Consider the following 23,839-nt stretch of genomic DNA (forward strand, 5'->3'; position numbering starts at 1 on the left):
CGCCGCGCAGCCAAAAGGGCGCACGCCATCTCCGCCTCATGGGCGCGGACGATCAATGTGAACGATGCGACCACGACAGGGGCCGACCCAGGGGGTGACGTTCACGGTGTCAAAGTTGGTGATGGTTGGTATGCAGTCACCCGGTGGCAGACAACTGGAGATGTTGTCTCTCCCTTTGGTTGGGAGGAACCGCCCGGAAACCGTCCCCTCGGATTTGAAGGGTAGCTTACCAAGGAGCTACAAGTTCAAGTAGACAACAACCGATTCGAGGAGTCAAGCGAAAAGATCGATTCTCTCCAAGTCCCTCGAGAAGAGAGCACGCGGTCGTCGTCGCTACGGAAAAAGCGGAGGCGTCCCTGCCTCCTTGGCTTCTCCGATCACGGTGTCATCAGGATGTCACTCGGTGGCGAGAACCTTGGCGATGTCGAGGCCAAGACCTTCGGCGACCCCCTTGCCGTAGTCGGGGTCGGCGCCGTGGAAGTGACGGATCTGCCGGTACTTGATCTCGTCGGAGACCGGCCTCATGCTGCCGACGATGTTCCCAATCAAATGGCTCTTCTGCTCGTCGCTCATGATGCGGAAGAGATCGCCGGCTTGGGTGTAGTCGTCGTTGCCTTCCCGATGGTCGTATTGCGCCGCGGCCCCTTCCAGGGCAAGGGGCGAGAGCTTGGCCGACGGGTCTTCCACCGGGCCGCCGAAACTGTTGGGCTCGTAGTTCGGCGATCCGCCCCCATTGTCGCCGAAGGTCATGAAGCCGTCGCGCTGATAGGCGTTCACGTCGGTCGCTTTGGCGGCGTTGACCGGGAGCTGTTGGTGATTGGCCCCCAGACGGTAGCGGTGGGCGTCGGGGTAGGCGAAGAGCCGCGCTTGGAGCATCTTGTCTGGTGAGGGGCCGATCCCGGGGACGAGGTTCGCGGGGGAGAAGGCCGCTTGCTCCACCTCGGCGAAGTAGTTCGCGGGGTTGCGATTGAGTTCCAGCGTTCCGACCTCGATCAACGGGAAGTCGGCGTGCGGCCAGACCTTGGTCAAGTCGAAGGGGTTGAAGGGGAACGCGTTCGCTTGCTCCTCGGTCATCAGTTGGACGCAGAAACGCCACGTCGGGAACTCGCCCTTGGCGATCGCGTCGAAGAGATCGCGCGTCGCGCTGTCGGGGTCCTCGCCACTGACTTTGACGGCTTCCTCGTCGGTGAAGTTCTCGATGCCTTGGTTCGTCTTGACGTGGAACTTCACCCAGGTCCGCTCGCCGGCCGGGTTGATGAGGCTGTAGGTATGGCTGCCGTAGCCGTTCATGTGGCGGTAGGTTCGGGGGGTGCCGCGATCGCTGTAGAGGATCGTGACTTGGTGCATCGACTCCGGCGAGAGGGAGAAGAAGTCCCAGACCGCGGTCGCGTCGGGAAGGTTCGTTTGCGGGTTGCGTTTCTGGGTATGGATCAGGTCGGGGAACTTGAGCGGATCGCGGATGAAGAAGACGGGGGTGTTGTTGCCGACGAGGTCCCAATTGCCCTCCTCGGTGTAGAACTTGACGGCGAAGCCGCGCGGGTCGCGGGCGGCGTCGGCCGAGCCCTTCTCGCCCCCGACCGTGGAGAAGCGAAGGAAGAGTTCGGTCTTCTTGCCGACCTCGCTGAATAGCTTGGCTTTGGTGTGGGCGCTGATGTCCTTGGTCACCGTCAGCGTGCCGTAGGCGCCCGCTCCCTTGGCGTGAACGATCCGCTCGGGGATGCGCTCGCGGTTGAAGTGAGCGAGCTTTTCGAGCAAGTGCAGGTCTTCGAGGAGCACGGGGCCGCGCGGGCCGGCGGTGATCGAATTCTGGTTGTCGCCGACGGGAATCCCGCTGGCGGTCGTCAACGTCTTTCGTTCGGCCATGACGCTTTCCCCTCGACTGGTTTCCGCCGCGTGGCGACCTCGGATTGGCGATGCGAACAAGTCGACGATCGCCAGCGCTTCAGGTTACGGATGCCAGCGGTGGTATGGGGACGGCGCGCGTGCCCGACAAGTCTTCCGTGCGGGAAAGTTACCGATTGGGAGAAAGGAGGCAGACGGACTGGTGGATCAGAGCATGTTGGAGTTCACACCCACGCTCCGTGGGCATGACGGGCAGATCCGTGGTTCGAACGTCGGGACCAGCGCTTACGGCAGGCTGGTGAAGAAGCGTTGCCACCGCAGAGCGAAGAGGCCTTCCGCCTTCGACGACGCGACGACGGCGGTCGCGCGGCCGGCGATGTGTTCGCGGCTCACGAAGCCGAAACGCCGCGAGTCGAGGCTGTTGTCGCGATTGTCGCCCATCATGAAGTAGCTGTCCGAGGGAACTTCGACCGGGCCGAAGTAGGGAGTCATGCCGCCGGGGAAGGTCGACATGATCGGATGGGTCCGGCCATCAACCTCCTCGATGGCGAAGTCGGCCGAGACCTGCTCCCGGGCGGGCAACTGGTCGATGATCGTCTCGGCCAGCGGCGAGTAGTGAGCCGGGGCGCCGTTGACGAACAGGACGTTATCGCGAAGCTCGATCACGTCGCCAGGGACACCGACGACCCGCTTGACGTAGCGGGTGCCGTCCAGAGGAGACGGAAAGATGACAATGTCGCCTCGTTTGGGGCCGCCCCAACGAAAGAGGGAGAAGTTTGTGAAGGGGATGCGGAAGTCATACGCGAGCTTGTTGACGAAGATGCGATCCCCTTCCAGGATCGTCGGCTTCATCGAACCGGTCGGGACGATGTACCAATCGGCGATCGCCGAGCGGACGGTGCCGACAAGCAGCATCGCCAGGACGATCGGCTTTCCCCAGTCTCGCCAGAATCGCTTCCACGCCGAAGGCCGCTGCTCGGTCGTCTCGGTCATGAACGTCGCCCTTTACTCGCTTGTGCGGTCCCCACGGCGGTCCATCTTCCATCGCGGCTGATCTTGAGCCACGCGGAAACGGACCATCCAGTCGTTTCTATCGGCACAAGTGCGTCGCTGACTCCAATTCCCTTAACAGGCAAACCCTATCGCGAGAGGACATTTCTTCTCCAGAATGTCATTTTACCCTCTCGCGGGGGGGGAGGACAGCAGATCGCGAATTGACTACCGCATCGGTCCGCCACTTCTGTTACGATTCAGCGAACGAAAATTGACGAAAAGGATCTCCGGGATGCTTTCTCCCTCCCTTGCCGCGACGCTTCTAGCGATGCTCGTGCCCTCGGCTCCGAAACCCGAAACGGGTCGCCCCAACGTTGTCGTCATCATGGCCGACGATTTGGGAGCCGCGGAACTGGGTTGCTACGGCAACGCAAATCACGACACGCCGCACCTCGACCAGCTCGCTCGCGAAGGGATGCGATTTCGCACCTGCTACGCCACGCCGATCTGCTCTCCGAGCCGCGTACTGATCATGACGGGGCGCTATGGCGTTCACACCGGCTGGTACAACTTTACTGGACGCCCCGGGTCGCCCACCTTTCGTAATCCGAATTATCGCCTCTCCGAGCATGAGGTCACGTTCGGAACGGTCCTGCGCGACGCGGGGTACAAGACCGCCTTGGCCGGCAAGTGGCAACTGACCGGCGAACGGCCGACCCTCATTCATGAGGACGGCTTCGACGAGTACTGCATCTGGGCCTACAAGGAATACCTTCCCGAGGGCGTGACCCACACGGGGCGTTGGGAGGGGAAGGGAAAGTCCCGCACCGCCCGATTCTGGCATCCCTCGATCATGAAGAACGGCGAGTACGTGCCCACCAAGCCGGAGGACTACGGGCCGGAGATCTTCACCGACTTCATCATCGACTTCATGACGGAGAACAAGGATGATCCGTTCCTGGTCTACTACCCGATGTGTCTAACGCACACGCCCTGGGAACCGGCTCCGAGCAAGGAGAGCCCCAGCGGGAAGACGCCCAAGGGGCTCAAGTACAACGTCGAGTCGATGGACACGCAGGTCGGTCGGATCGTGGCGACGCTCGATCGGCTCGGTTTGCGGGAGAAGACGTTGATCCTCTTCACGGGGGACAATGGGACCAACAACGCGGGGAAGGGGCAAGTGACCGAGATGGGGGCGCGCGTCCCGCTGATCGCGAGTTGTCCCAAGACGGTAGTGAGCGACGTCGTGAGCGACGAACTCGTCGATTTGAGCGATGTCTTTCCGACGGTGTTGGCGTTCGCGGGGGTGGCGACGCCCTCGGGGCTAGAGATCGATGGCGAAAACCTGCTGCCGACCCTCGAAGGCTCCAAGAGTCCGCATCGCGATTGGATCTTCAGCTACCTACATCGGTATCGGCTTTTGCGCGACCGGCGCTGGTTGCTCGACGGGGAAGGCCACTTCTACGACTGTGGTGATCGGCGTGACGGCAAGGGCTATCGCGACGTGACCGAGTCGAAGGATCCGGAGGTGGTGGCGGCTCGGGCCCGTTTCGCCTCGATTCTCGCGGGGTTGCCGGCGCCGACGTCGATCCCGCCTTGTCCGTATGTCGAAAAGCACCGAGAACGGCTGCTGAACATGTCATCACGATAGACGCCAAGCCCTTGGGGCAATAGGTAGAACTTGTCGTGTATGGTGTGGTGTTGGGGGAATGACGAGGTTAAAGTGAGCAATGTCTTGCGGTCCTTGGGAAGCACCGCTTGAAATGCCCACCCGCAGCCGATAACCTCATTGGTGTCAATTGGTTCCCGATGGATGTTTCGTCCATGAGCGACGCTTTCCGAATCGAGCGGCACGGCGATGTCGCCGTCGTCGTCCCTTCCAGCGAAGTGGAATCGCTCCAGTGGGAACTCATCGAAGAGGCTGCCGACCTCGTGGTGGCTCCCATCAGCCAGATGGAAGTTCCGATGGTGGTCATCGACCTCAGCGAGGTCGAGTTCTTCGGTTCGGTCTTTCTCTCCCTTCTCTTGCGCACGTGGAAATCGGTCTACCAGCAGGGCGGAACGATGGTCCTTTGCGGCGTCTCGCAGCGGGCCCGTGAACTCTTGAAACTGACCGCTCTCGACACGCTCTGGGCGATCTACGAGACCCGCGAAGAGGCGATGCAGGTCCTTCAGGCCGATTGACCGCTCGCGGGAAACGGCTATCCTTTGCATGCCTAGGGGAGTCGTTCAGGGCCAATCCCCACCTTTCAATCGTTGTCTTTTTCTCCGCCACGGGATCATCTCCGATGTCGCAGCAAGTGCCTCTACGCGATGACGCTGCCGAAAGCATTCGTATCGTCCAGGGAATCAAGGATGTCGCCGACGGGCTGCTCGACGATGGCGCCGACCGGGGCGACTTGAAGCTGCTGTTGCGGACGCTCGAGGAATTGCGGCTCTCTTTTCGGAGCCTCTCTCGCTTCAAGGAGCGCCGCAAGGTCACCGTCTTCGGCTCGGCCCGAACCCAACCCGATCATCCCGACTACCAGCAAGCGGTCGCGTTTGGCCGGGCGATCGCCGAAGCGGGCTACATGGTGATCACCGGCGGCGGTCCCGGCATCATGGAGGCCGCTCACGTCGGCTCCGATCCCTCGATGGCGATCGGTATCAACATCCGATTGCCGTTCGAGAACGCCAATCCGCTCGTCGAGGACGACAAACTCCTGGAGATGAACTACTTCTTCACCCGCAAGCTCCTCTTCATCAAGGAGGCTCACGCGGTGGTGCTGATGCCCGGCGGGTTCGGCACGCTCGATGAAGGGTTCGAAAGCCTCACCCTCATCCAGACCGGAAAGTCGCGGATCGTTCCGATCGTCTTGCTCGATAATCCCGGTGGGAGCTATTGGAAGGAGTGGAGCGAGTACCTCGATCGTCAGCTCTACCAGAAGGGGATGATTTCCGAGGAGGACTTCAGTCTCTTCCGCGTGACCGACAGCGTCGACGACGCGGTGGAGGAGGTGACTGCGTTCTATCGGGTCTTTCACAGCGAGCGCTATGTTCGCGGTCGGCTGGTGCTGCGGCTTTTGCACCCCCTCTCCGATGAGCTTTTCGAGCGAATCGAGAGTGAGTTCAGCGACATCCTCTCGCGGGGACGGTTCAAGCGGACCGAGGCGCACCATCACGAACTCAACGAGGCCGACGTCGCCCACTTGCCGCGTCTCTCGTTTCACTTCAACCGCCGCCACAACGGCCGGCTCCGTCAGCTCATCAATCTCATCAACGCGGAAGCATAGGGAACCGGGTGAAGGGGCGAAATGTCTTGGAGAGCGAGGCAGTTCGTTGCAAGAGAGCCCCCTCACCCCCAACCCCTCTCCCACGGGGAGAGGGGAACTCCAATCGCCGAATCTCAGGCAGCATGAACTGTCTCTCCCCGGCGGGAGACGAGTGAGAGGTGTCTCTTCGCTTTAATCTCGGCCGGCAACGTCTTCCTCTCGGAACGGCAACGCCGTTCTCTAATGAAGCCCAGGGTCGCGCTTCGCGCACCCTGGGTACTCTCGGCCGGCAACGTCTTCCTTTCGAAACGGCAACGCCGTTCTCTAATGAAGCCCAGGGTCGCGCTTCGCGCACGCTGGGTACTCTCGGCCGGCAACGTCTTCCTCTCGGAACGGCAACGCCGTTCTCTAATGAAGCCCAGGGTCGCGCTTCGCGCACCCTGGGTGCTCTCGGCCGGCAACGTCTTCCTCTCGGAACGGCAACGCCGTTCTCTAATGAAGCCCAGGGTCGCGCTTCGCGCACGCTGGGTACTCTCGGCCGGCAACGTCTTCCTCTCGGAACGGCAACGCCGTTCTCTAATGAAGCCCAGGGTCGCGCTTCGCGCACCCTGGGTACCGAATGAAAGAAAACACCAACCCCGCCGGGGTTGTCTAGCAGCCCGTTGATCCATTCGCTGCGGTCTACGACCGGCGCTTTTGAGCAATGTCCGCGTCAAAGAAACTCGATGAATCTACGGATTCGCGTGCGGTTCCTCTCCTTGATCTTGGCCAACATGGCTCGTTCGTGCCTTGGTCCGCTCAAGTCAACGGGCTGCCAGACGACGCATTGCTTTCCCAACGCTCGATCGGCGTGGCGAGCGGTGAGAGCGGTCGGCGATACTCGTAGATCCAGACGTCGTGGCCACCAAGGGTCGTTGTCCGGATCCGGGCGTAGAGGCCCGTGTCGACATCCTCGAACTCGTCGAGCGCCGGCAGTTCCGAGGTCGCGATCTCGACGATATCTCCCTCGAAACTCGCCGAGCCTTTCCCAATGCGAATCGCCCCCGGATAGGGGCCGAGATGGTGAAGCTCCCCAATCACTCGATCGGGCCAGTGCGACCGCATCGTGCGGGGAGGACGAATGCCGGGACGAAGCAGGCCGTAGACGAAGAGCAGGCAGGTGTCGTCGCTCATGCTCACTCCGGACCGAGAAGCCGTCGGTGCAGGTACGAAACGGGATGAAGGGAATCGCGACCGGCGAGATCGCGCATCTGGGTTCGACAAGAGAAGCCTGGCGCGACGATCGTCGCTTCCGGCTCCGCGCGCAGGGCGGGCAGGAGCCGATCCTCCGCGACCGCATGGCTGACGTCGTAGTGTCTCTTCTCGTAACCGAAGGCCCCGGCCATGCCGCAGCAACCGGTGTTGAGAACGGTCGGCTTCGCGTTGCCGAGTAGCTCGAGGGCGCGGACGCTCGCGTCGAACTCGCCCGCCGCCTTTTGGTGACAGTGGCCGTGAACCAGCAGTCGCTCCGTCGACTCCGTCGCGGGGGTCGGCAGGCTCGAATCGCCGCGACGTGCCTGTTCGGCGAGCCATGTCTCGACCAGCGATATTCGGGACGCGACCAGAGTCGCCTCGTCGCCGGGAACGAGGTCGCGCCATTCGTCCTCCAGGGTGAGGAGGCAACTCGGCTCGAGCCCCAGGATCGGCAATCCCGACTCCGCGGAGGGGAGCAGGCGATCGATTCCCTGGCGAGCGAGTTGTTTGGCGTCGTTGAGAAACCCCTTTGAAATCATGGTGCGGCCGCAGCAGACCTTCGCGAGCGAGACTTGATAGCCTGCTCGTTCGAGAAGCTCGACCGCCGCTTGCCCGACACTCGGCTCGTGATGGTTGATGAAACAGTCGGCGAGAAGGACGACCTTGCCCCGCAACTCCCGACCGACCGAACGATGGCGAAGGAACCAGTCGTAGAGGGTCCGGCGGTGGAATCGGGGGAGTTTGCGTCGTCGATCGATGCCGACAAACCACTCCATGAAGAGTCGCGTCGGGAGGGAACGGGCCACCCAGTTGGAAAAGGGAGAGAACCGCGAGCCGAGTGAACTGAGCCTCGGGTATGCCGCCATCATCCGAGCCAGCAGCGGCGGCATCTTTCGCGCGTGCGACTGGTGAAGATACTCGGACTTCATCTTGGCGACGTCGACGCTGGTTGGGCATTCCGTCTTGCAGGCCTTGCACGCCAGGCAGAAATCGAGGGCTTCCTCGAGCAGAGGGGAACTCCAGGTGGAGCCCGATTTCGGCCCGAGCCGTCCCTCCATCGCGGCACGCAGCAGGTTCGCCCGGCCGCGCGGCGAGTGCTGTTCGTCATGGGTCGCGGCGAAGCTGGGACACATCGTGCCGATACCCTGTCGCCGGCAAAGGGCGTTGCCGTTGCAGCGTGAGGCGACATCGGCGATCGACGTCGCCTCACCGAAGTGATAGAGCGTCGGTGGAGCGGTGGTGGTCGCGGTCTCGGTCCGAAGGTGTTCGGTGGGAAGAGGGGCTTCGACGATCTTGCCGGGGTTCATCAAGTCGTCGGGATCGAAGCCGCGCTTGATGCGCCGAAACGCCTCGTAGAGCGAGTCGCCGAAGAGCTTGCGGTTGTAGTAGCTGCGGCAGAGGCCGTCGCCGTGCTCGCCACTGAGGGAGCCGCCGTACTTGATGACCAGGTCGACCACTTCGTCGGCGATGGCCGCCATGTCGCGCCGTCCCTCGACCGAGTGCAAGTCGAGCAAGGGGCGAATGTGCAGGCATCCGACACTGGCATGACCGTAGAAGGAGCCGGTGGTGCGATAGCGGGCGAGAATCGCCTTGAATTCGGTGACGAAGGAGGCGAGGCGAGCCGGATCGACCGCGGTGTCCTCGACGAAGGTAACCGGCTTGCGCAGACCGGGGATCGAGTAGAGCAGCGGCATGCCGGTTCGGCGGACGCTCCAAACGTGGTTGGCGAACTCGACATCGCGCGAGGCCAGGATGGTCCCGACGGGATGGTCGGCCAAGCGGGTTCGCAACTCGTCGAACCCCTTGTCGATCCGCCGCGGGTCGTCGTCCATGAACTCGACGAGGAGAAGGGCTTCGGGGTCGCCGTCCACGAAGTCGACATGTTTCGCGTACTCGAGGCTCTTCTTCGCGAGATCGATGATCATCTTGTCGATCAGTTCGATCGCCGACGGTTGGGTCTCGAGGATCGTCGGCGTCGACTCGAGCGCATCCTCGAGTTTGGCGAAGTGCAGCGCCGCGATGCCCCGATGTTTCGGCTTCTCGACGATCCCGAGGCGAGCTTCGACCAGGGTGGCGAGCGTCCCTTCGCTTCCCACCAGGAGCTTGGCGAGATTGAGCGGCGCCGGCGGTAGGAGAGCGTCGAGGCTGTAGCCGCTCACTCGTCGCAGGACCTTGGGAAAGATGTCGCGAATCTCTTGCTCGTGGCGGGACAGGACCCACGTTGTCGCCCGGTAGACTTGCCCCAACCGGCCGTCGCGATGCTTGAGCTTTTCGATCTCGACCTCGTCGACGGCTCCGAAACGAGCGACCTTGCCGTCGGTGAGCACGGCGTCGAGTTCGAGGACGTGGTCGATGGTCTTGCCGAATCGGACCGAGCGAGCGCCGGCGGAGTTGTTGCCGATCATCCCGCCGAGATTGGCGCGGTCGATGGTCGCGACGTCGGGGCCGAACATGAAACCGTGCGGATCGAGCGCTCGATTGAGGTGTCCGAGGACGACACCCGGTTCGACGCGGGCGGTCCGCTCGGTCGGGTCGATGTCGAGGACGCGATTGAGGTACTTCGAGAAGTCGATGACGAGGCCATGACCGATCGTCTGGCCGGAGAGGCTGGTTCCCCCGCCGCGGGGAACGAGGGGGACGCGCTGTTCCATCGCGATGCTGACCGCGGCGACGACGTCCTCTCGCGTCTTGGGAATGACGACGCCGATCGGTTCGATTTGGTAGATGCTCGCGTCGGTGCTGTAGAGCGCGCGCGAGGCCGGGTCGAAGCGGACCTCACCCTGGAGATGGGCGCGAAGCGCCTGGGCGAGGGCGTCCCGCTTCAGGTCGGTCCAATCGGGGGCCTCAACGGGTGTCTGCTTCAATCGGAGAGGTCCCATCCATTGGCGCTATCGTGTCTCCGGCGGTGGCCCCACCGTTCGCCCAGCGCCGAGAGGAAGGAATCGCATCCTCCGGGCCCGCGAGGGAAAGGCCGGGCAGCGATCGACACACGATCGCCGCCGGAGACACTGTTGGTACGAGGAGCATTTTACGACAGGTCGGGATTCGAATCCCTACCCCGCGTGAAAGGTCGTCGTCGCCGGCGAATCGCCGAAGGTCGCCACAACCCCTCGGTTGTCGTTGGCGGCAAGGTGCTCGAGGATCTTGTAGACGACTTCCGCTTCCTCGGGATTTCCGATCGCCGACGCGATCTCCTCGGCGGTCGAACTTCCGGTCGCCGACGCGAGGTGGGACATCGCCTTGGCCTGCAAGTCGAGCACGGCGGCGGCCGCCTTTTTTCCGGCTTCGACGCCGGGTTGATGGTAGGCGTTGATGTTGACCAGCTCGCCATAGTACCCGACGGCGCGATCGTAGAGGGCGATCAGGGCCCCAACGTAGAAGGGGGTCACCTCGGGGATGGTGATGGTCATCGAATCGCGGCCACCCTCGAAGAGGGCCCGGCGCGTTCCCTGGAGGAATCCGCAAAGGAAGTCGCCCGCGGTCGTGCCCGGTTCGACGTTGATCGAGTCGCCGTCGCGATCCTTGAGGACTTGGATGAAGGTCGCGAAGAAGTTGTTGACGCCGTCGCGCAATTGCTGGACGTAGGCGTGCTGGTCGGTCGACCCCTTGTTGCCGTAGACCGCGATGCCTTGGTTGACGACGTTGCCGTCACGATCGAGCCGCTTGCCGAGCGACTCCATGACGAGTTGCTGGAGGTAGCGGCTGAAGAGTTCGAGTCGATCCTTGTAGGGGAGGATCACCATGTCCTTGGCTCCCTTGCCGTTGCCGACCTTGTACCACATCAGCGCGAGCAGGGCGGCGGGATTGTTGCGGATGTCGTGATCGCGCGTCACCTCGTCCATCGCCGCGGCCCCCTTGAGGATCGACTCGATGTCGATGCCCTGCAGCGCCGCGGGAACAAGACCGACCGCCGACATGACCGAGGTCCGGCCACCGACCCAGTCCCACAGCGGGAAACGAGCCAGCCAACCCTCGGACTCGGCTTGCTTGTCGAGTTTGCTGCCTTCCATCGTGATCGCGATAGCCCGATCGGCGAAGCGGAGACCGGCCTTCTCGTAGGCGGCGGTCACTTCGAGCATGCCGTTGCGTGGTTCGGGGGTGCCGCCGGATTTGGAGACCACCGTCACCAGCGTCTGTTCGAGCTGGTCGTGGAGCTTGTCGATGACCTGGTCGATGCCGTCGGGATCGGTGTTGTCGACGAAGTGGGGGGTGACCGGGTCGTTGTTGCCGGCGAGGGCGCGGGCGACGAACTGCGGCCCGAGCGCCGAACCGCCGATGCCGACGTGGATCAGGTGCTTGTAGGGGCCGCTTTGGGCATGAACGGTCCCGTCGTGGATGCTCTTGGCGAAACTGAGGATCTTCGCGTTGGTTCTGGTGATCTCGTTGGTGATGTCGTCACTGGGAGCCAGGGATGGGGTCCGCAGCCAGTAGTGGCCGACCATCCGGTTCTCGTCCTTGTTGGCGATCGCTCCCGATTCGAGGGCCTCCATGGCGTCCATCGCTTGGTGGATGGCCGGCTTCATACTGTTGAGGTATTCCTCGTCGAAGTTCATCCGACTGATATCGAGGGAAATGCCCAAGGACCGATTGGTGTAGATGTAATCGCAATAGCGTTGCCACAAACTCAGTGCGTCGGCCATCGTCGTCTCCTCGGCTCGGATCGCTCGTTCTTCAAAACGCGTTCGCCCCAGTTGGGCCTCACCCGGCGGCATCTTATCAATTCGTCTAGGCGCGGCTTGCCGAGTGTCGGCGGACCCGAATCCCGCCTTTGTCGGTGTGATCCCGAGGGCGCTTCGCCGTGAATTTTCTTGCAGCCGCTGGGAAACCTTCTACGCTATGGGGCGCCGTGGGATCTGAGTCGACCCGAAGACTGTCACCGGGTTGGCGTTGCACTCTTCTAGGGAGGATGAGCAGATGGATCCACGAAGTGTTCGGATGGCGATCATCGCGCTTGGCACCTGTCTCTGCTTGTCGCTGGCGGTCAACGCCGACGACGCCAAGAATACCAAGGCGAGTAAGACCAAGCCCGCAGCGAAGTCGTCCCAGACCAAGCCCGCGGCGAAGTCGTCCCAGACTTCCGGGCGTTTGCCGATCGGTTGGAATCGACTCGGCCTCAGCGACCAACAGCGACAAAAGATCTACACATTCCAAGCCGACACCAAAAAGAAGTCGGCCACTGTCGATCAGCAGATCGACGAGCTGCAGAAGAAACTCAAGGCTCTCCGCGCGACCAAGGATGGCCATCGCGACCAACTGGACAAGCAGATCCGAACGGTGCTCAATCCGGCCCAACGCGAGATGCTCGCGCTGATCGAAGCCGAGAAGAAGGTGGAGAAGGAAGCCGGAGTGACCCCCGAGGAGTTGCCGAAGGGGAAGTCGACCGCCGCGACCTCCAAAAGCAAGGACTGATCGGCGTTGGCTCCTCAACGCGACCAGCCTTGATCGCTCCCGAGTCCGCGCTCGCTCGTCTTCCACCCGACCGACCACAGTGACGAGGATGACGAGCCCATGCCAGTGCGTGCCCTCGACCACGCCCGCGAACTGATTTCCCTTCCGTCGGTGAGTCGCGACTCCAACGCCGAAGCTTCCGCGTATATCGCCGACGCCGTCACTTCCATGGGGCTTGACGTCGAGCGGTTCACCTACGCCGACCCCGCAGGCGTCGAGAAGACCAATGTCGTCGCCCGGCGCGGATCGGGCCCCGGAGGCATTGCCTTTCTCGCCCACTCCGACACCGTTCCCGTCGAGGGATGGCAAATGGGTGAGCCCTTCAAGCCCCAGATCCAAGACGGGAAACTCTACGGCCGCGGCGCCTGCGACATGAAGGGGCCTGTTGCCTGCATGCTCGAGGCGATCGCCACCGCCGACGTCCCGAACGACTTTCCGGTCCACTTGATCGTCACCGCCGACGAGGAAGTCGGACACTGGGGGGCTTGGGACCTCGCCCGCCGCGAGTTGGTGGTCGAACCTCTGCGGTCGTGTGTCGGGATCGTCGGCGAACCGACTCGGCTCGAGGTCGTTCACGCCCACAAGGGCAATGTGCTCATGAGGATCATCTCCCATGGGGAAGCGGCCCACAGCTCCACCGGAAAGGGGCTCAACGCGAACTTGGCCATGATCCCTTTTCTGGCAGAGATGAAAGAGCTCCACGACGACTTGCAGACGAAGCCCGAGTACCGCGACGACGACTTCGAACCGCCGACGCCCGGGTTCAACCTCGGGATTGGCGATCACAATTCCGCCGCGAACATTACCGCTCGCCGGAGTGTCTGTACTCTCTATTACCGGCCCACGCCGCGCAACGACGCCGGCGAACTCATTGAACACGTCAAGGCACGCGCGACCCATCACGGGCTCGAGTTCGTCCTGGTCTACGCCGGCGAACCGATGTTCACCGACCCCGGTTCCCCCTGGGTACGCGACGTCTTGACGCATGCGAATCGCCCCGCGTCGACCACGGTTTCCTACGCGACCGACGGCACGATCTTCGGGCAGTTCCTACCATTAGTTGTCTGCGGCCCCGGCGACATCGCCCAAGCGCACACCGTCGATGAGTGGATCGCGCTGGAACAACTCGACCAGGGGACGGCCCTGTACTGCGAACTCATTGAACATCGCTATCAAACAACCACGGAGAATGGATCGTGACGAGCATGGAGGCGCAGCCGGAGAGTCAACACGTCTCGTGGTCGGCGTGGGACTGGATCGTCCTGGCGATCGGGACCGGGCTCTTCACCGGCATGATTCCCCCGCGAGTGGCGACCTTTTCGACGCTCTTGGGTATTCCTCTGGCGATGGGACTCTCAAACGCGCTCGGCTGGGCGGCGTACGTCCCGATCCTGGTCGTCCTTTGGGTGATCGGGATTCCGATTTGCGGACGTTCGGCCCAACTCTTGGCGAAAAAGGACCCTCGGGAGGTGACCTACGACGAGTTCGTCACGCTGCCGCTGGTCTACTTCCTCGTCCCGGAGTTCTCGCTGCGGATCATCATCGCCGGGTTCACGCTCCACCGGATTTTCGACATCCTCAAGCCCTTCGGGATTCGGCGACTCGAACGCGTCGGCGGAGGGCTTGGTATCATGATGGATGACATCGCCGCCTCGTTGATCGCGTTCGTCGTCATGAGGCTGCTTTTCGTCTACCAAATTCTTTAGCAAAGGTGCTCTCTCTCTTACATGTCATCAACCATCGAGGAACGACTTCTCGACTTCTTGCGCCAAGCGAGCTATCGCCCCGTCAAACCCAAGGTGTTGGCGCGCCAACTCAGTATCGGATCGGAAGACTACGGCGAGTTCCGCCAGACGATCAAGACCATGATCCGTCGTGGACTCATCGAGATCGGCAACAAAAACACGGTCCGTCTCGCTCAGTCCCGGAGCCGACTCCTGGGAGTCTACCGGCAAACCCGCAAGGGCGATGGCTGGGTCACGCCTCGTCCCGGTCAAGGAAGCCCGCCAGGCGACATTCACATCGGCCAGCGCTTCACCTCCGACGCCGCCCGGGGAGACGTCGTGCTCGTCGAGGTCATCAAACCGCCACGATCGACTCGCGCCGCCGAGGGCCGCATCAACGAGATCGTCGAGCGGGCCAGCAGCCACTTTGTCGGAACCTACTTCACGACCGGCCACGAGGGCTTCGTCCGCGTTGACGGCAACGCCTTTCATGAGCCGATCTACGTCGGCGACCCCGGCGCCAAGGGAGCCAAGCAGGGCGACAAGGTCGTCTTCGAGATGCTCCGTTTTCCCTCTCCCGACATGACGGGCGAGGGTGTTCTCACCGAGGTGCTCGGCCCACGCGGCGCTCCCGGTGTGGACCTTCTCGCGGTCGTTCGGCAATTCCACTTGCCCGACACCTTCTCCTCCCAGGCCCTCGACGAGGCGCGGGCCCAAGCCCGACTCTTCGACGAGCAACCCGTCGATCCCAATCGCGTCGACTTGACCGGAACGACGATCGTCACGATCGACCCGGTCGACGCTCGGGACTTCGACGACGCCATCAGCCTCTCACGCGACGACAAGGGGTTTTGGAACCTCGGCGTCCACATCGCCGACGTCGCGTCGTTCGTGCCCCAGGGTTCGGTGCTCGACGCCGAGGCTCGCGAACGGGGGACGTCGGTCTACTTGCCGGGACGCGTCATCCCGATGCTGCCGGAACTGATTTCCAACGGGCTGGCGAGTCTGCAAGAGGGGAAAACCCGCTACGTCAAGTCGGCCTTCATCGAGTTCGACGCCGAGGGTCGCATCACGAACACGCGCTTCTCCAACAGTGTCATCAAGGTGACACGGCGCTTCGCCTACGAACAGGTGATGGAGTTCTTCGAGTCGTCGGACGATCTCGCCGACTCGATCCCGCCCGAGATTCGGGAACTGCTCACGCATATGCGCGAGTTGGCGGCGATCCGACGCGAACGGCGCCGGCGTCGTGGCATGCTCGAACTGTCGATGCCCGATTGCGAACTGCAGTACGATGACGAAGGGCGCGTCGTCGATGCTCACTACGCTCCGCAGGACGAGGCCCACCAGATCATTGAGGAGTTCATGGTCACCGCCAACGAGGCGGTGGCGCAGCATCTGGGCGACTTGAATATCTCGATTCTTCGCCGCGTTCACGAGAAGCCCGATCCGTTGAAGCTCAAGGCTTTCGCCGAGTTTCTGCGTTCGCTCGACATCAAGATCGAGGAGTACCAGAGCCGCTTCGAACTTCAGCGGGTCCTCGCGGAGGTGAAGGATCGGCCCGAACGCCATGCCGTCAACTACGCGTTGCTGCGGAGCTTGAAGGAAGCGGTCTATTCGCCCGATGAAGAAGGGCACTTCGCCCTCGCCAGCGACAGCTATTGCCACTTCACCAGTCCGATTCGGCGCTACCCCGACCTCGTCGTTCATCGGCTCTTGCAGCAACTCCTCGAGACCGGCAAGTCGGGTTCGGACTACTCGGAGTTGGTCGTCCTGGGCGAACACTGTTCCTTCACCGAGCGCCGCGCCGAAAAGGCCGAACGCGAGTTGGTCAAGATCAAGCTCCTCAGTCATCTCGCCGACCGCGTCGGCCAGGAGATGGACTTCGTGATCACCGGCGTCGAGGAGTTCGGGCTCTTTGCCCAAGGGGTTGTGTTGCCCGCGGAGGGGCTCATTCACATCCGGACGCTTACCGACGACTTCTACCAGCTCGATCGGGCCACCCATAGCTTGGTCGGGATGCAGCGAGGTCAGCGCTATCGGCTCGGCGATCAAGTGCGGGGCGTCATCGTCAATGTCGATCTCGAGCAACGCGAACTCGATCTTCGGTTGGCGGGCAATACCTCTCCACGCCGTCGCCGGACGACGAGCCCGAAACGCTCCCCCAAGCCGCTGCCGAAGAAGGGCCGCGGCAAAGGTCGCAAGAGGAAGTAGCCGGTCGTCGCGAACCTTTTGGAACAAGTCCACCGGGTCACGCGCTTCCTCATTGGTCCTCCAATTCCGTGGAGGTAGAATAAGAGGTGAGGGCGTGGGTCGCTCGGTCGGACGGCCGGCGCTTGGGCAACATCCTCCGGCCCATGAGGAGCCCAACTCATGAGAAAGCTCACCCTACTCGCCGCGCTGTTCGCGCTGGTCATGTTCCCCGCGTACAGCGGCGATGCTCCCTTGGTTCCGGCGGAAAACGACGTCGCGACCTCGAACCAATTCCTGATGCGGGACAAACTCAAGCACGCGCAGAATGTTCTCGAGGGGATTACGACCGAGAACTTCGCGATGGTCGAGGAGAACGCCCGCATGCTCGGGATCATCAGCCGAGCCTCGAGTTGGCACGCCCTCCCGACGCCGGAGTACCAGCGTTACAGCAAGAACTTCGCCGAGGCGGTTCACGATCTCGATCGTAACGCCAAGGAGAAGAGCATCGACGGGGCGACGCTCGACTACGTGCAGATGACGATGGCTTGTGTGGAATGCCACAAGCACTTGCGTGACGTCAAGCACGCCCAGTCACTCGAGAAATGACGACGCCGAGCACTGTCGGCAATGATGTTAAGCGCCGTTCTGAGTGGAACGGTCTTGGCGTCTTGGGTGGAACTATCTTGGCTGCCATGCCCACGGCAAGCGTGGGCATGGCAGCCAGAAGTCATCAAGGACGGCACCCAGAAGTCACGAAAGACACCGCCAACGTTCCTGAATCAATCCCTACACCCTCGGCCCCGCCGCCTTGGTCTCTTCGCTGGCGAGATCTTCGTACTTCTTGAAGTTCTCGACGAAAAGCTGGGCGAGATGGCGGGCGGTCTTCTGATAGGAGGCGTCGTCCGACCACGCCTTGCTGGGCACCAACACTCGCGCCGGCACCTTTGGACAAGTCGTCGGGACCTCGAGCCCGAAGGTCGGATCCTCCTGGTATTCGACCTCATTGAGTGACCCGTCGTGGATCGCGTCGATGATGGCTCGCGTGTACTCGAGCTTCATCCGCGCCCCGACGCCGTGCGTTCCGCCCGTCCAGCCAGTGTTGACCAACCACGCCTTGGCTTGGTGGGCTTCCAGCCGTTCGGCGAGCATCCCGGCATACTTCGACGGGTGCCAGACGAGAAAGGGGGCCCCGAAACACGCCGAGAAGGTTGCTTGCGGCGCCGTGATCCCGACCTCGGTCCCGGCGACCTTGGCGGTGTAGCCACTCATGAAGTGATACATCGCTTGCGCCGGCGAGAGCCGACTGACCGGAGGCAACACGCCGAAGGCGTCGCACGTCAGGAAGATGACGTTGTTGGGATGGCCTCCCACGCACGGAATCTTCGCGTTGTCGATGAACTCGACGGGATAGCTGGTCCGCGTGTTCTCGGTCACCGAAACGTTGTGGAAGTCGACGCGCCGCTGATCGTCGAAGACGACGTTCTCAAGCACGGCGCCGAAGCGGATCGCGTTGAAGATCTGTGGTTCCTTCTCGGCGGAGAGATCGACACACTTGGCGTAGCAGCCCCCTTCGATGTTAAAGACGCCGTGATCGGACCAGCAGTGTTCGTCGTCGCCGATCAGCGCCCGTCGTGGGTCGGCCGAGAGCGTGGTCTTGCCCGTGCCCGACAGCCCGAAGAAGAGGCTCACGTTGCCGTCGCGGCCTTCGTTGGCGGAGCAGTGCATCGAGAGTACCCCGCGTTTGGGCATCAGGTAGTTCATCACCGTGAAGACACCCTTCTTCATCTCCCCGGCGTACATGGAGCCGAGAATGACGAACTGCCGCTCCTCGAAGTTCAGGTCGATCGAGGTGTGCGACGTCATGCCGCTGGTGTAGAGGTTCGCGGGAAAGGCACCGGCGTTGAAGATGGTGAAGTCGGGCTCGCCGAAGGCCGCGAGTTCCTCCCCCGTCGGGCGAATCAGCATGTTGTGCATGAACAGCGCGTGATACGCCATCGAACAGATGACGCGAACCTTGAGCCGGTAGCGGGGATCCCAACCAGCGAAGCCGTCGACGACGTAGAGGTAATCGCGCGTGTTGAAGTAGTCGATCGTTCGCTGGCGATTGACTTGGAACGACTTCTTGTCGAGCTTGTGGTTGACCGGTCCCCACCAGATGTCGTCGGCGCTCTCGGAGTTCTCGACGATGTGCTTGTCGGCGGGGCTTCGGCCGGTCTTCTCTCCCGAGAGCGTGGTGATCGCGCCGGTCGAGGTGATGGAGGAACCTTCGCGCGCGACGGCCAACTCGTAGAGCTGCCCCGTTGGGGCGTTCCGGAGGACATCGGAAACAGTGATGCCGTATTTGGCGAGCATGGCGCGTCTCCTCGACTTGGCTGCGGCTCCCTGCTGGGGAGTCTAGTGATCCCGACGGCGGCGGCTCAAGGGCGCGGCACATCCGGCCCGCATTCGAGAAAACTTGGGAAAGGGAACCGGCGCCTATCTTCCCGCGAAGAAAGAGGTGTTCGAAAGTCCGGTTTCATCCACGATTCGCCCCGTCTCGTGATAAATGTTCATACGCCCCGGACGGAGAAAACCAACAAGGGACATGCCAAACCGCCGCGCGAACTCGACCGCGAGACTTGAGGGGGCACTGATCGCCGCCACGCAACAGATGCCCGCCAGGGCCGCTTTCTGCATGATCTCGAAACTCGCTCGCCCCGACACCAGCAAGATCGCCGGGTCGACCGGCACCATTCCCGCCAGCAGCATCGCCCCAATGACTTTGTCGACCGCATTGTGCCGGCCGACGTCCTCACGCAGGACTAGCAACTCGCCCTCGGGCCGAAAGAGCGCGGCGGCGTGCAAGCCCCCGGTCTCCTCGAAGGTACGCTGCGCCTCCCGCATTCGCTGGGGCAAGCTCGCGAGCAGTTCCCCGCGGACTTGAAAGTCCCCGCGTAGCGGCGGAACATCCTGGGCGATCCGGTCGAGCGACGCTTTGCCGCACAGGCCGCAGGAACTCGATAGGTAAAGTTCGCGGCGAGCCTTCTCGACCTGCTCGGCGCGACGCTGGAGAACGTCATCAGGTAGCGTAACAACAATGACGTTGCCGTGCTCAGCTTCGGAACACGCCTCGATCTGTTCGAGATCGTCGGGGGAGGTGATGATTCCCTCCGTCAGGCAGAACCCCGCCGCGAGTTCGGCATCGTCGCCGGGCGTCCGCATCGTCACCGCCAGCGGTTCGGGGCCCAAGCGGATCTCCAGCGGTTCCTCGACCGCCAGCCGGTCGGTGGTCGGCGTCCGGGCCGATTCCGAGAGCTGGACGATCTCGCTGATGACGCTGGCATCTTGGTGAAGTGGTTGGTCGCGTCGCGTCACGTCAGGCCTTTGGTCGTAACTCGCGGAGTCCTATGTAGGAAGGGGCAACCCCCAGCTTTCTCTCTAGTACACTGGTCCATCTAGCTTTTCGGGTGCCACTGGCTGCTTGTCAGCCAGTGCCAATGGGTTAGGGTTGCACGAACACCAACTTCAAGTTGGAGCAGAGCACTAGCTACCCGTCCCAGCCACGGTGATCGGAATGAACTTCGACAACGGCGTTCGGCTCTTCTCGGCGAAACTGTCCTTGGAGACCAGGACGTTGGTCTCGGGGAAGTACGCCGCGGCGCAGCCGCGCGGGATGTCGTAGGCGATGACCTCGAAGCCCCGAGCGTGTCGCTCGAGGCCGTCCTCTTGCGTATGGCTGGTGATGTCGACCTTGTCCCCCGCCTTCAGGCCACGCTCGTGGATGTCCTCCGGGTTCATGAACAGGACCATTCGCTTTCCCTTGATGCCGCGATAGCGGTCGTTGAGGGCGTAGACCGTCGTGTTGAATTGGTCGTGAGAACGGATCGTCATCAGCCGCAACTGACCCGCCGGCAACTGGAGCTCGGGGAGCGGATGCGCCATGAAGCGAGCCTTGCCCGTCGCGGTCTTCCAGTTCCGCTCACGCGCCGAATTTCCGAGGTAAAAGCCCCCATTTGCGTCAATTCTTTGCTCATAGCCGGCGAAAACTGGCACAACTTCGGCGATTTTTTGCCGAATCAGCCGGTAATCGCGCACCATTTCGTCCCAAGCGATGCCCGAATCGACCAGCGTTGCGTTCGCGATCCCCGCGATGATCGCCGGTTCGGAGAGCAGGTGGGGGCTCGCCGGGGCCTTCTTGCCGCGCGACGCGTGGACCTGACTCATCGAGTCCTCGACCGTCACCTTCTGCGGGCCGGAGGCTTGAACATCGAGTTCCGTCCGCCCCAGGCAGGGCAGGATGAGGGCGTCCTTTCCATGGACGACATGGCTGCGGTTGAGTTTGGTGCTGACGTGGACCGTCAATACGCAGCGGTTCATCGCTTCGGAGGTCTTCATGGTATCGGGAGTCGCCGCGACGAAGTTGCCTCCCATGCCGATGAAGACCTTCCCCTTGCCGTCGAGCATCGCGTTGATCGCTCCAACGACGTCGACGCCATGCTCACTCGGCGGCTCGAACCCGAACGCTCGCTTTAGACCCTCGAGAAACGCGGGAGCCGGTCGCTCGACGATCCCCATCGTCCGATCGCCTTGAACGTTGGAATGGCCTCTCACGGGACACGCCCCGGCACCGGGCTTGCCGATCATGCCGCGAAGCAGCAGCAAGTTGACGACGTACTGGATCGTCGCCACCGCGTGTTTGTGCTGGGTCAGCCCCATCGCCCAGCAGATGATCACGCGTTCCGAGGCCAAGTAAACGTCGGCGGACTCTCTTAGTTGCTCGCGAGTCAGTCCCGATTCCCGCTCGATTGCGTCCCAGTCCGCCGCATGGATGTCGGCAAGCAACTCCTCGAGCCCCGAGGTGTGCTCCTTGAGGAAGTCGTGGTCGAAGACCGTCCCCGGAGCCTGATCCTCGGCCTCGACGATCACCTTGAGGATCCCCTTGAGGGCCGCGAGATCCCCGCCGACGGTGACCTGATAGTAGTGCGTTGAGATCGGCGTGCTTCGGCCGGTGAGGACGCCAACGACGTCTTTGGGGTGCGTGAAGTTGAGCAGCCCCGGTTCTCGCAGCGGGTTGAACGAGACGATCCTCGCCCCTCGTTCGCTGGCTTTCTCAAGTTCGCTGAGCATGCGCGGATGGTTCGTCCCAGGGTTTTGCCCGAAGACGAAGATCGCGTCGGCCTCATCGAAGTCGGCGATCGTGACGGTCCCCTTTCCGATGCCGATCGCTTCGGTCAGGGCCGAGCCGCTCGACTCGTGGCACATGTTCGAGCAGTCGGGCATGTTGTTGGTCCCGAACCGCCGGGCCAGGAGCTGATAGAGGAACGCCGCCTCGTTGCTGGTTCGGCCGGAGGTGTAGAAGATCGCCTCGTTGGGATGATTCAGCCCTTGAAGCTTCGAGCCGATGAGGGCGAACGCGTCTTTCCACTCGATCGGCTCGTAGTGGTCGGTCTCGGCGTTGTAACGCATCGGGTGCGTCAGCCGGCCTTGGTTTTCCAGCCAGTGATCGGTCTGTTCGTTGAGATAGGTGACAGTGTGCTTCGCGAAGAACTCGGGCGTGACCCGTTTGCCGGTCGTTTCGAAGGTGACCGCCTTGATGCCGTTCTCGCAGAACTCCATCCGGCTCGCTTTGCCCGGCTCCGGCCAGGCGCACCCTGGGCAGTCGAAGCCCTGGGGCTGGTTGACTCGAAGGAGCGAGGCGACGCCATCGACGATCCCGGCTGACTCCAGGAGCATCTGGCCGCTGGAGACGAGGGCTCCCATGCCGCCGGCGGGGTGGTGATACTCAGTCGTCTTGTCGTTGGGGGCGTTCTCGTTGTGCTCTGGGGACGACATGAACCGTCTCCTCTCTCCAGCGGTCTCTGGGGGTGTTCGCGGTAGATCCGCATTGTACCACGCGGCGGGAGAAACTCCCAATCTCCGAGCGAGTGGGGGGAGCAGGGTGGTGAGAGGGCGTTACGCTCCCGTTTTCGAGTTCCGGGGTGCCATGCCAACGCTCGCGTGGGCATGGCACCCAATTCACCTTGGAAGGCGATATCAACTCACCACCATGCCTTTGCCTTGTGGAGCAGCTCGGCGTTGTCGATCCAGACGACAAGGATCGGTTGCTTGTTGACGCGGTTTCGGAGGACCAAGAGGAAGGGGCGGTCGACGGTGAAGTGGAGTGGTAGAGCCATTGCCGCGTCATTCGCCTGAGAGACGAGACTCGCTCCGGAGCGATCGAGCTTGAATTCAATCACCTGCTTTGCACGAAATGGCACGAACGCCTCCTTGTCGTCAACTCGCAGCTTGATGGCCGTGCCGAGTTCCACGAACTCGTGGTCGATCCGCCAGCGCATCGAAGGAACGATGAGCACGTCGTTGTGACCGAAACTCGTCCCGAGGTCTGGCCGGCCCGTCTCGATCTTCTCCTCCACTGCCTGAAGGGCCGCCTGGAAGCTCGTTGGTGTGGGGATCATGCACACGAGTAGTTGATAGGTCTCGCTCGTCTCGCACAGATCGAGCACGAAGTCAGTGCGCTTAGAGGTCCATTCATCCGGACGATCATAGAGGATCGCGATCTGTTCGCGGAGCCCTGGGATGACGAGTCGTGGCCGTTTCCCAATCCCGAACGCATTGATCGGGGTCTCATTCCCTTCGGGATCGACGAATCGGAGAGGCTCTTCCCCTTCGAGATAGGGAGGATCAAAAGGTAGCGAAACACTCAGGTAGCTGTAGGCGAGAGCCACCGCATAGGTCTCGTCCATCATCGGCGTTACCGAGGGAAAGTGAGTTGCCATCTCCTGGCGGATCCGCGCGACAACCCCCTCCTTGCTCCAACCGGCTAGAGAAACGTGATCCTCCGGCGCGACCGCCCTGTCTTCGATCGCCGAGCGGTTGAGCACCGAAGCAATCCTGTTGGCGATGTCGCCAGACAACTCCACCGGACCTTTGACGACATCCTCCTTGAGCCGGTCCCACGCCAATTGGGCACTAGCGCACCAAATGACATTGCGGCCATCGGGAAATGGCGTCTCCAGTGTCGGTACGACAATCGTGCGACGAAGCTCACTGGAACTCCCGTCGACGGCGAAGGGTGGCTCTTGATAGGCACGCTCCTGGATACTCCACTCTTGCAACCTGAAGATTCCCGGAATCATTCCCAGTGTCACTGGAAAGAGAACCATCGCCACCAGCGTC

Annotated in this window: 17 protein-coding genes; 8 read left to right on the plus strand and 9 right to left on the minus strand. The window is 62.3% G+C overall.

Annotation, left to right across the window (positions count from 1 at the left end):
- Window positions 1–396: 396 nt before the first annotated feature.
- Both Pan216_RS02530 and lepB read right to left on the minus strand, forming a co-directional pair.
- Complete coding sequence (locus Pan216_RS02530) at window positions 397–1,863, minus strand: catalase (protein ID WP_145254362.1); 1,467 nt, start codon at window positions 1,861–1,863, stop codon at window positions 397–399.
- Between the two features lie 264 nt (window positions 1,864–2,127).
- Window positions 2,128–2,835, minus strand: a complete 708-nt coding sequence (gene lepB / locus Pan216_RS02535) for a signal peptidase I (protein WP_145254365.1) — start codon at window positions 2,833–2,835, stop codon at window positions 2,128–2,130.
- Between the two features lie 292 nt (window positions 2,836–3,127).
- Here lepB and Pan216_RS02540 point away from each other — a divergent pair, with 292 nt between their 5' ends.
- The 3 genes from Pan216_RS02540 to Pan216_RS02550 all read left to right on the plus strand — a co-directional run bounded on the left by Pan216_RS02540 (window position 3,128) and on the right by Pan216_RS02550 (window position 6,107).
- Window positions 3,128–4,486, plus strand: coding sequence for a sulfatase-like hydrolase/transferase (locus Pan216_RS02540; protein ID WP_419193182.1), 1,359 nt, complete (start codon window positions 3,128–3,130; stop codon window positions 4,484–4,486).
- Between the two features lie 173 nt (window positions 4,487–4,659).
- Window positions 4,660–5,019, plus strand: coding sequence for an STAS domain-containing protein (locus Pan216_RS02545; RefSeq protein WP_145254371.1), 360 nt, complete (start codon window positions 4,660–4,662; stop codon window positions 5,017–5,019).
- 104 nt (window positions 5,020–5,123) lie between these two features.
- Window positions 5,124–6,107: an LOG family protein gene (locus tag Pan216_RS02550; protein ID WP_145254374.1), complete on the plus strand. Its 984-nt coding sequence runs from the start codon at window positions 5,124–5,126 to the stop codon at window positions 6,105–6,107.
- 777 nt (window positions 6,108–6,884) lie between these two features.
- Here Pan216_RS02550 and Pan216_RS02555 read toward each other — a convergent pair.
- From Pan216_RS02555 to Pan216_RS02565, 3 genes are all read right to left on the minus strand, one after another.
- Window positions 6,885–7,259, minus strand: a complete 375-nt coding sequence (locus tag Pan216_RS02555) for a gamma-glutamylcyclotransferase family protein (RefSeq protein WP_145254377.1) — start codon at window positions 7,257–7,259, stop codon at window positions 6,885–6,887.
- Between the two features lie 2 nt (window positions 7,260–7,261).
- A complete protein-coding gene (locus Pan216_RS02560) occupies window positions 7,262–10,183 on the minus strand; it encodes an FAD-binding and (Fe-S)-binding domain-containing protein (RefSeq protein ID WP_419193183.1) in 2,922 nt (973 codons plus the stop codon).
- Between the two features lie 189 nt (window positions 10,184–10,372).
- Window positions 10,373–11,959, minus strand: a complete 1,587-nt coding sequence (locus Pan216_RS02565) for a glucose-6-phosphate isomerase (protein WP_145254383.1) — start codon at window positions 11,957–11,959, stop codon at window positions 10,373–10,375.
- Between the two features lie 274 nt (window positions 11,960–12,233).
- On the opposite strand from Pan216_RS02565, the gene Pan216_RS02570 reads away from it, so the two are divergent.
- From Pan216_RS02570 to Pan216_RS02590, 5 genes are all read left to right on the plus strand, one after another.
- Entirely contained in the window at window positions 12,234–12,728 is a 495-nt protein-coding gene (locus Pan216_RS02570; RefSeq protein ID WP_145254386.1) for a hypothetical protein, read from the plus strand.
- 99 nt (window positions 12,729–12,827) lie between these two features.
- Entirely contained in the window at window positions 12,828–13,967 is a 1,140-nt protein-coding gene (locus tag Pan216_RS02575; RefSeq protein ID WP_145254389.1) for a M20/M25/M40 family metallo-hydrolase, read from the plus strand.
- A gap of 5 nt (window positions 13,968–13,972) precedes the next feature.
- Window positions 13,973–14,473 (plus strand): phosphatidylglycerophosphatase A family protein, encoded by a 501-nt coding sequence (locus Pan216_RS02580; RefSeq protein WP_419193645.1) that lies wholly within the window; start codon window positions 13,973–13,975, stop codon window positions 14,471–14,473.
- 21 nt (window positions 14,474–14,494) lie between these two features.
- On the plus strand, window positions 14,495–16,705 hold the full coding sequence (gene rnr / locus Pan216_RS02585) for a ribonuclease R (RefSeq protein ID WP_145254395.1): 2,211 nt from the start codon (window positions 14,495–14,497) through the stop codon (window positions 16,703–16,705).
- A 159-nt stretch (window positions 16,706–16,864) separates the two neighbouring features.
- Entirely contained in the window at window positions 16,865–17,290 is a 426-nt protein-coding gene (locus Pan216_RS02590) for a hypothetical protein (protein WP_145254398.1), read from the plus strand.
- Window positions 17,291–17,470: 180 nt separating this feature from the next.
- On the opposite strand, the gene pckA is transcribed toward Pan216_RS02590, so the two are convergent.
- From pckA to Pan216_RS02610, 4 genes are all read right to left on the minus strand, one after another.
- Window positions 17,471–19,036, minus strand: a complete 1,566-nt coding sequence (gene pckA, locus Pan216_RS02595; protein ID WP_145254401.1) for a phosphoenolpyruvate carboxykinase (ATP) — start codon at window positions 19,034–19,036, stop codon at window positions 17,471–17,473.
- A 123-nt stretch (window positions 19,037–19,159) separates the two neighbouring features.
- Entirely contained in the window at window positions 19,160–20,038 is an 879-nt protein-coding gene (fdhD, locus tag Pan216_RS02600) for a formate dehydrogenase accessory sulfurtransferase FdhD (protein ID WP_419193184.1), read from the minus strand.
- Between the two features lie 168 nt (window positions 20,039–20,206).
- A complete protein-coding gene (locus tag Pan216_RS02605) occupies window positions 20,207–22,495 on the minus strand; it encodes an FdhF/YdeP family oxidoreductase (protein ID WP_419193185.1) in 2,289 nt (762 codons plus the stop codon).
- 206 nt (window positions 22,496–22,701) lie between these two features.
- The gene (locus Pan216_RS02610; RefSeq protein WP_145254404.1) at window positions 22,702–23,832 is read right to left on the minus strand and encodes a hypothetical protein; all 1,131 of its coding nucleotides are present in this window, start codon (window positions 23,830–23,832) and stop codon (window positions 22,702–22,704) included.
- Between the last annotated feature and the right edge of the window lie 7 nt (window positions 23,833–23,839).

The organism is Kolteria novifilia, from assembly GCA_007748055.1.
Taxonomy (GTDB): Bacteria; Planctomycetota; Planctomycetia; order Kolteriales; family Kolteriaceae; genus Kolteria; species Kolteria novifilia.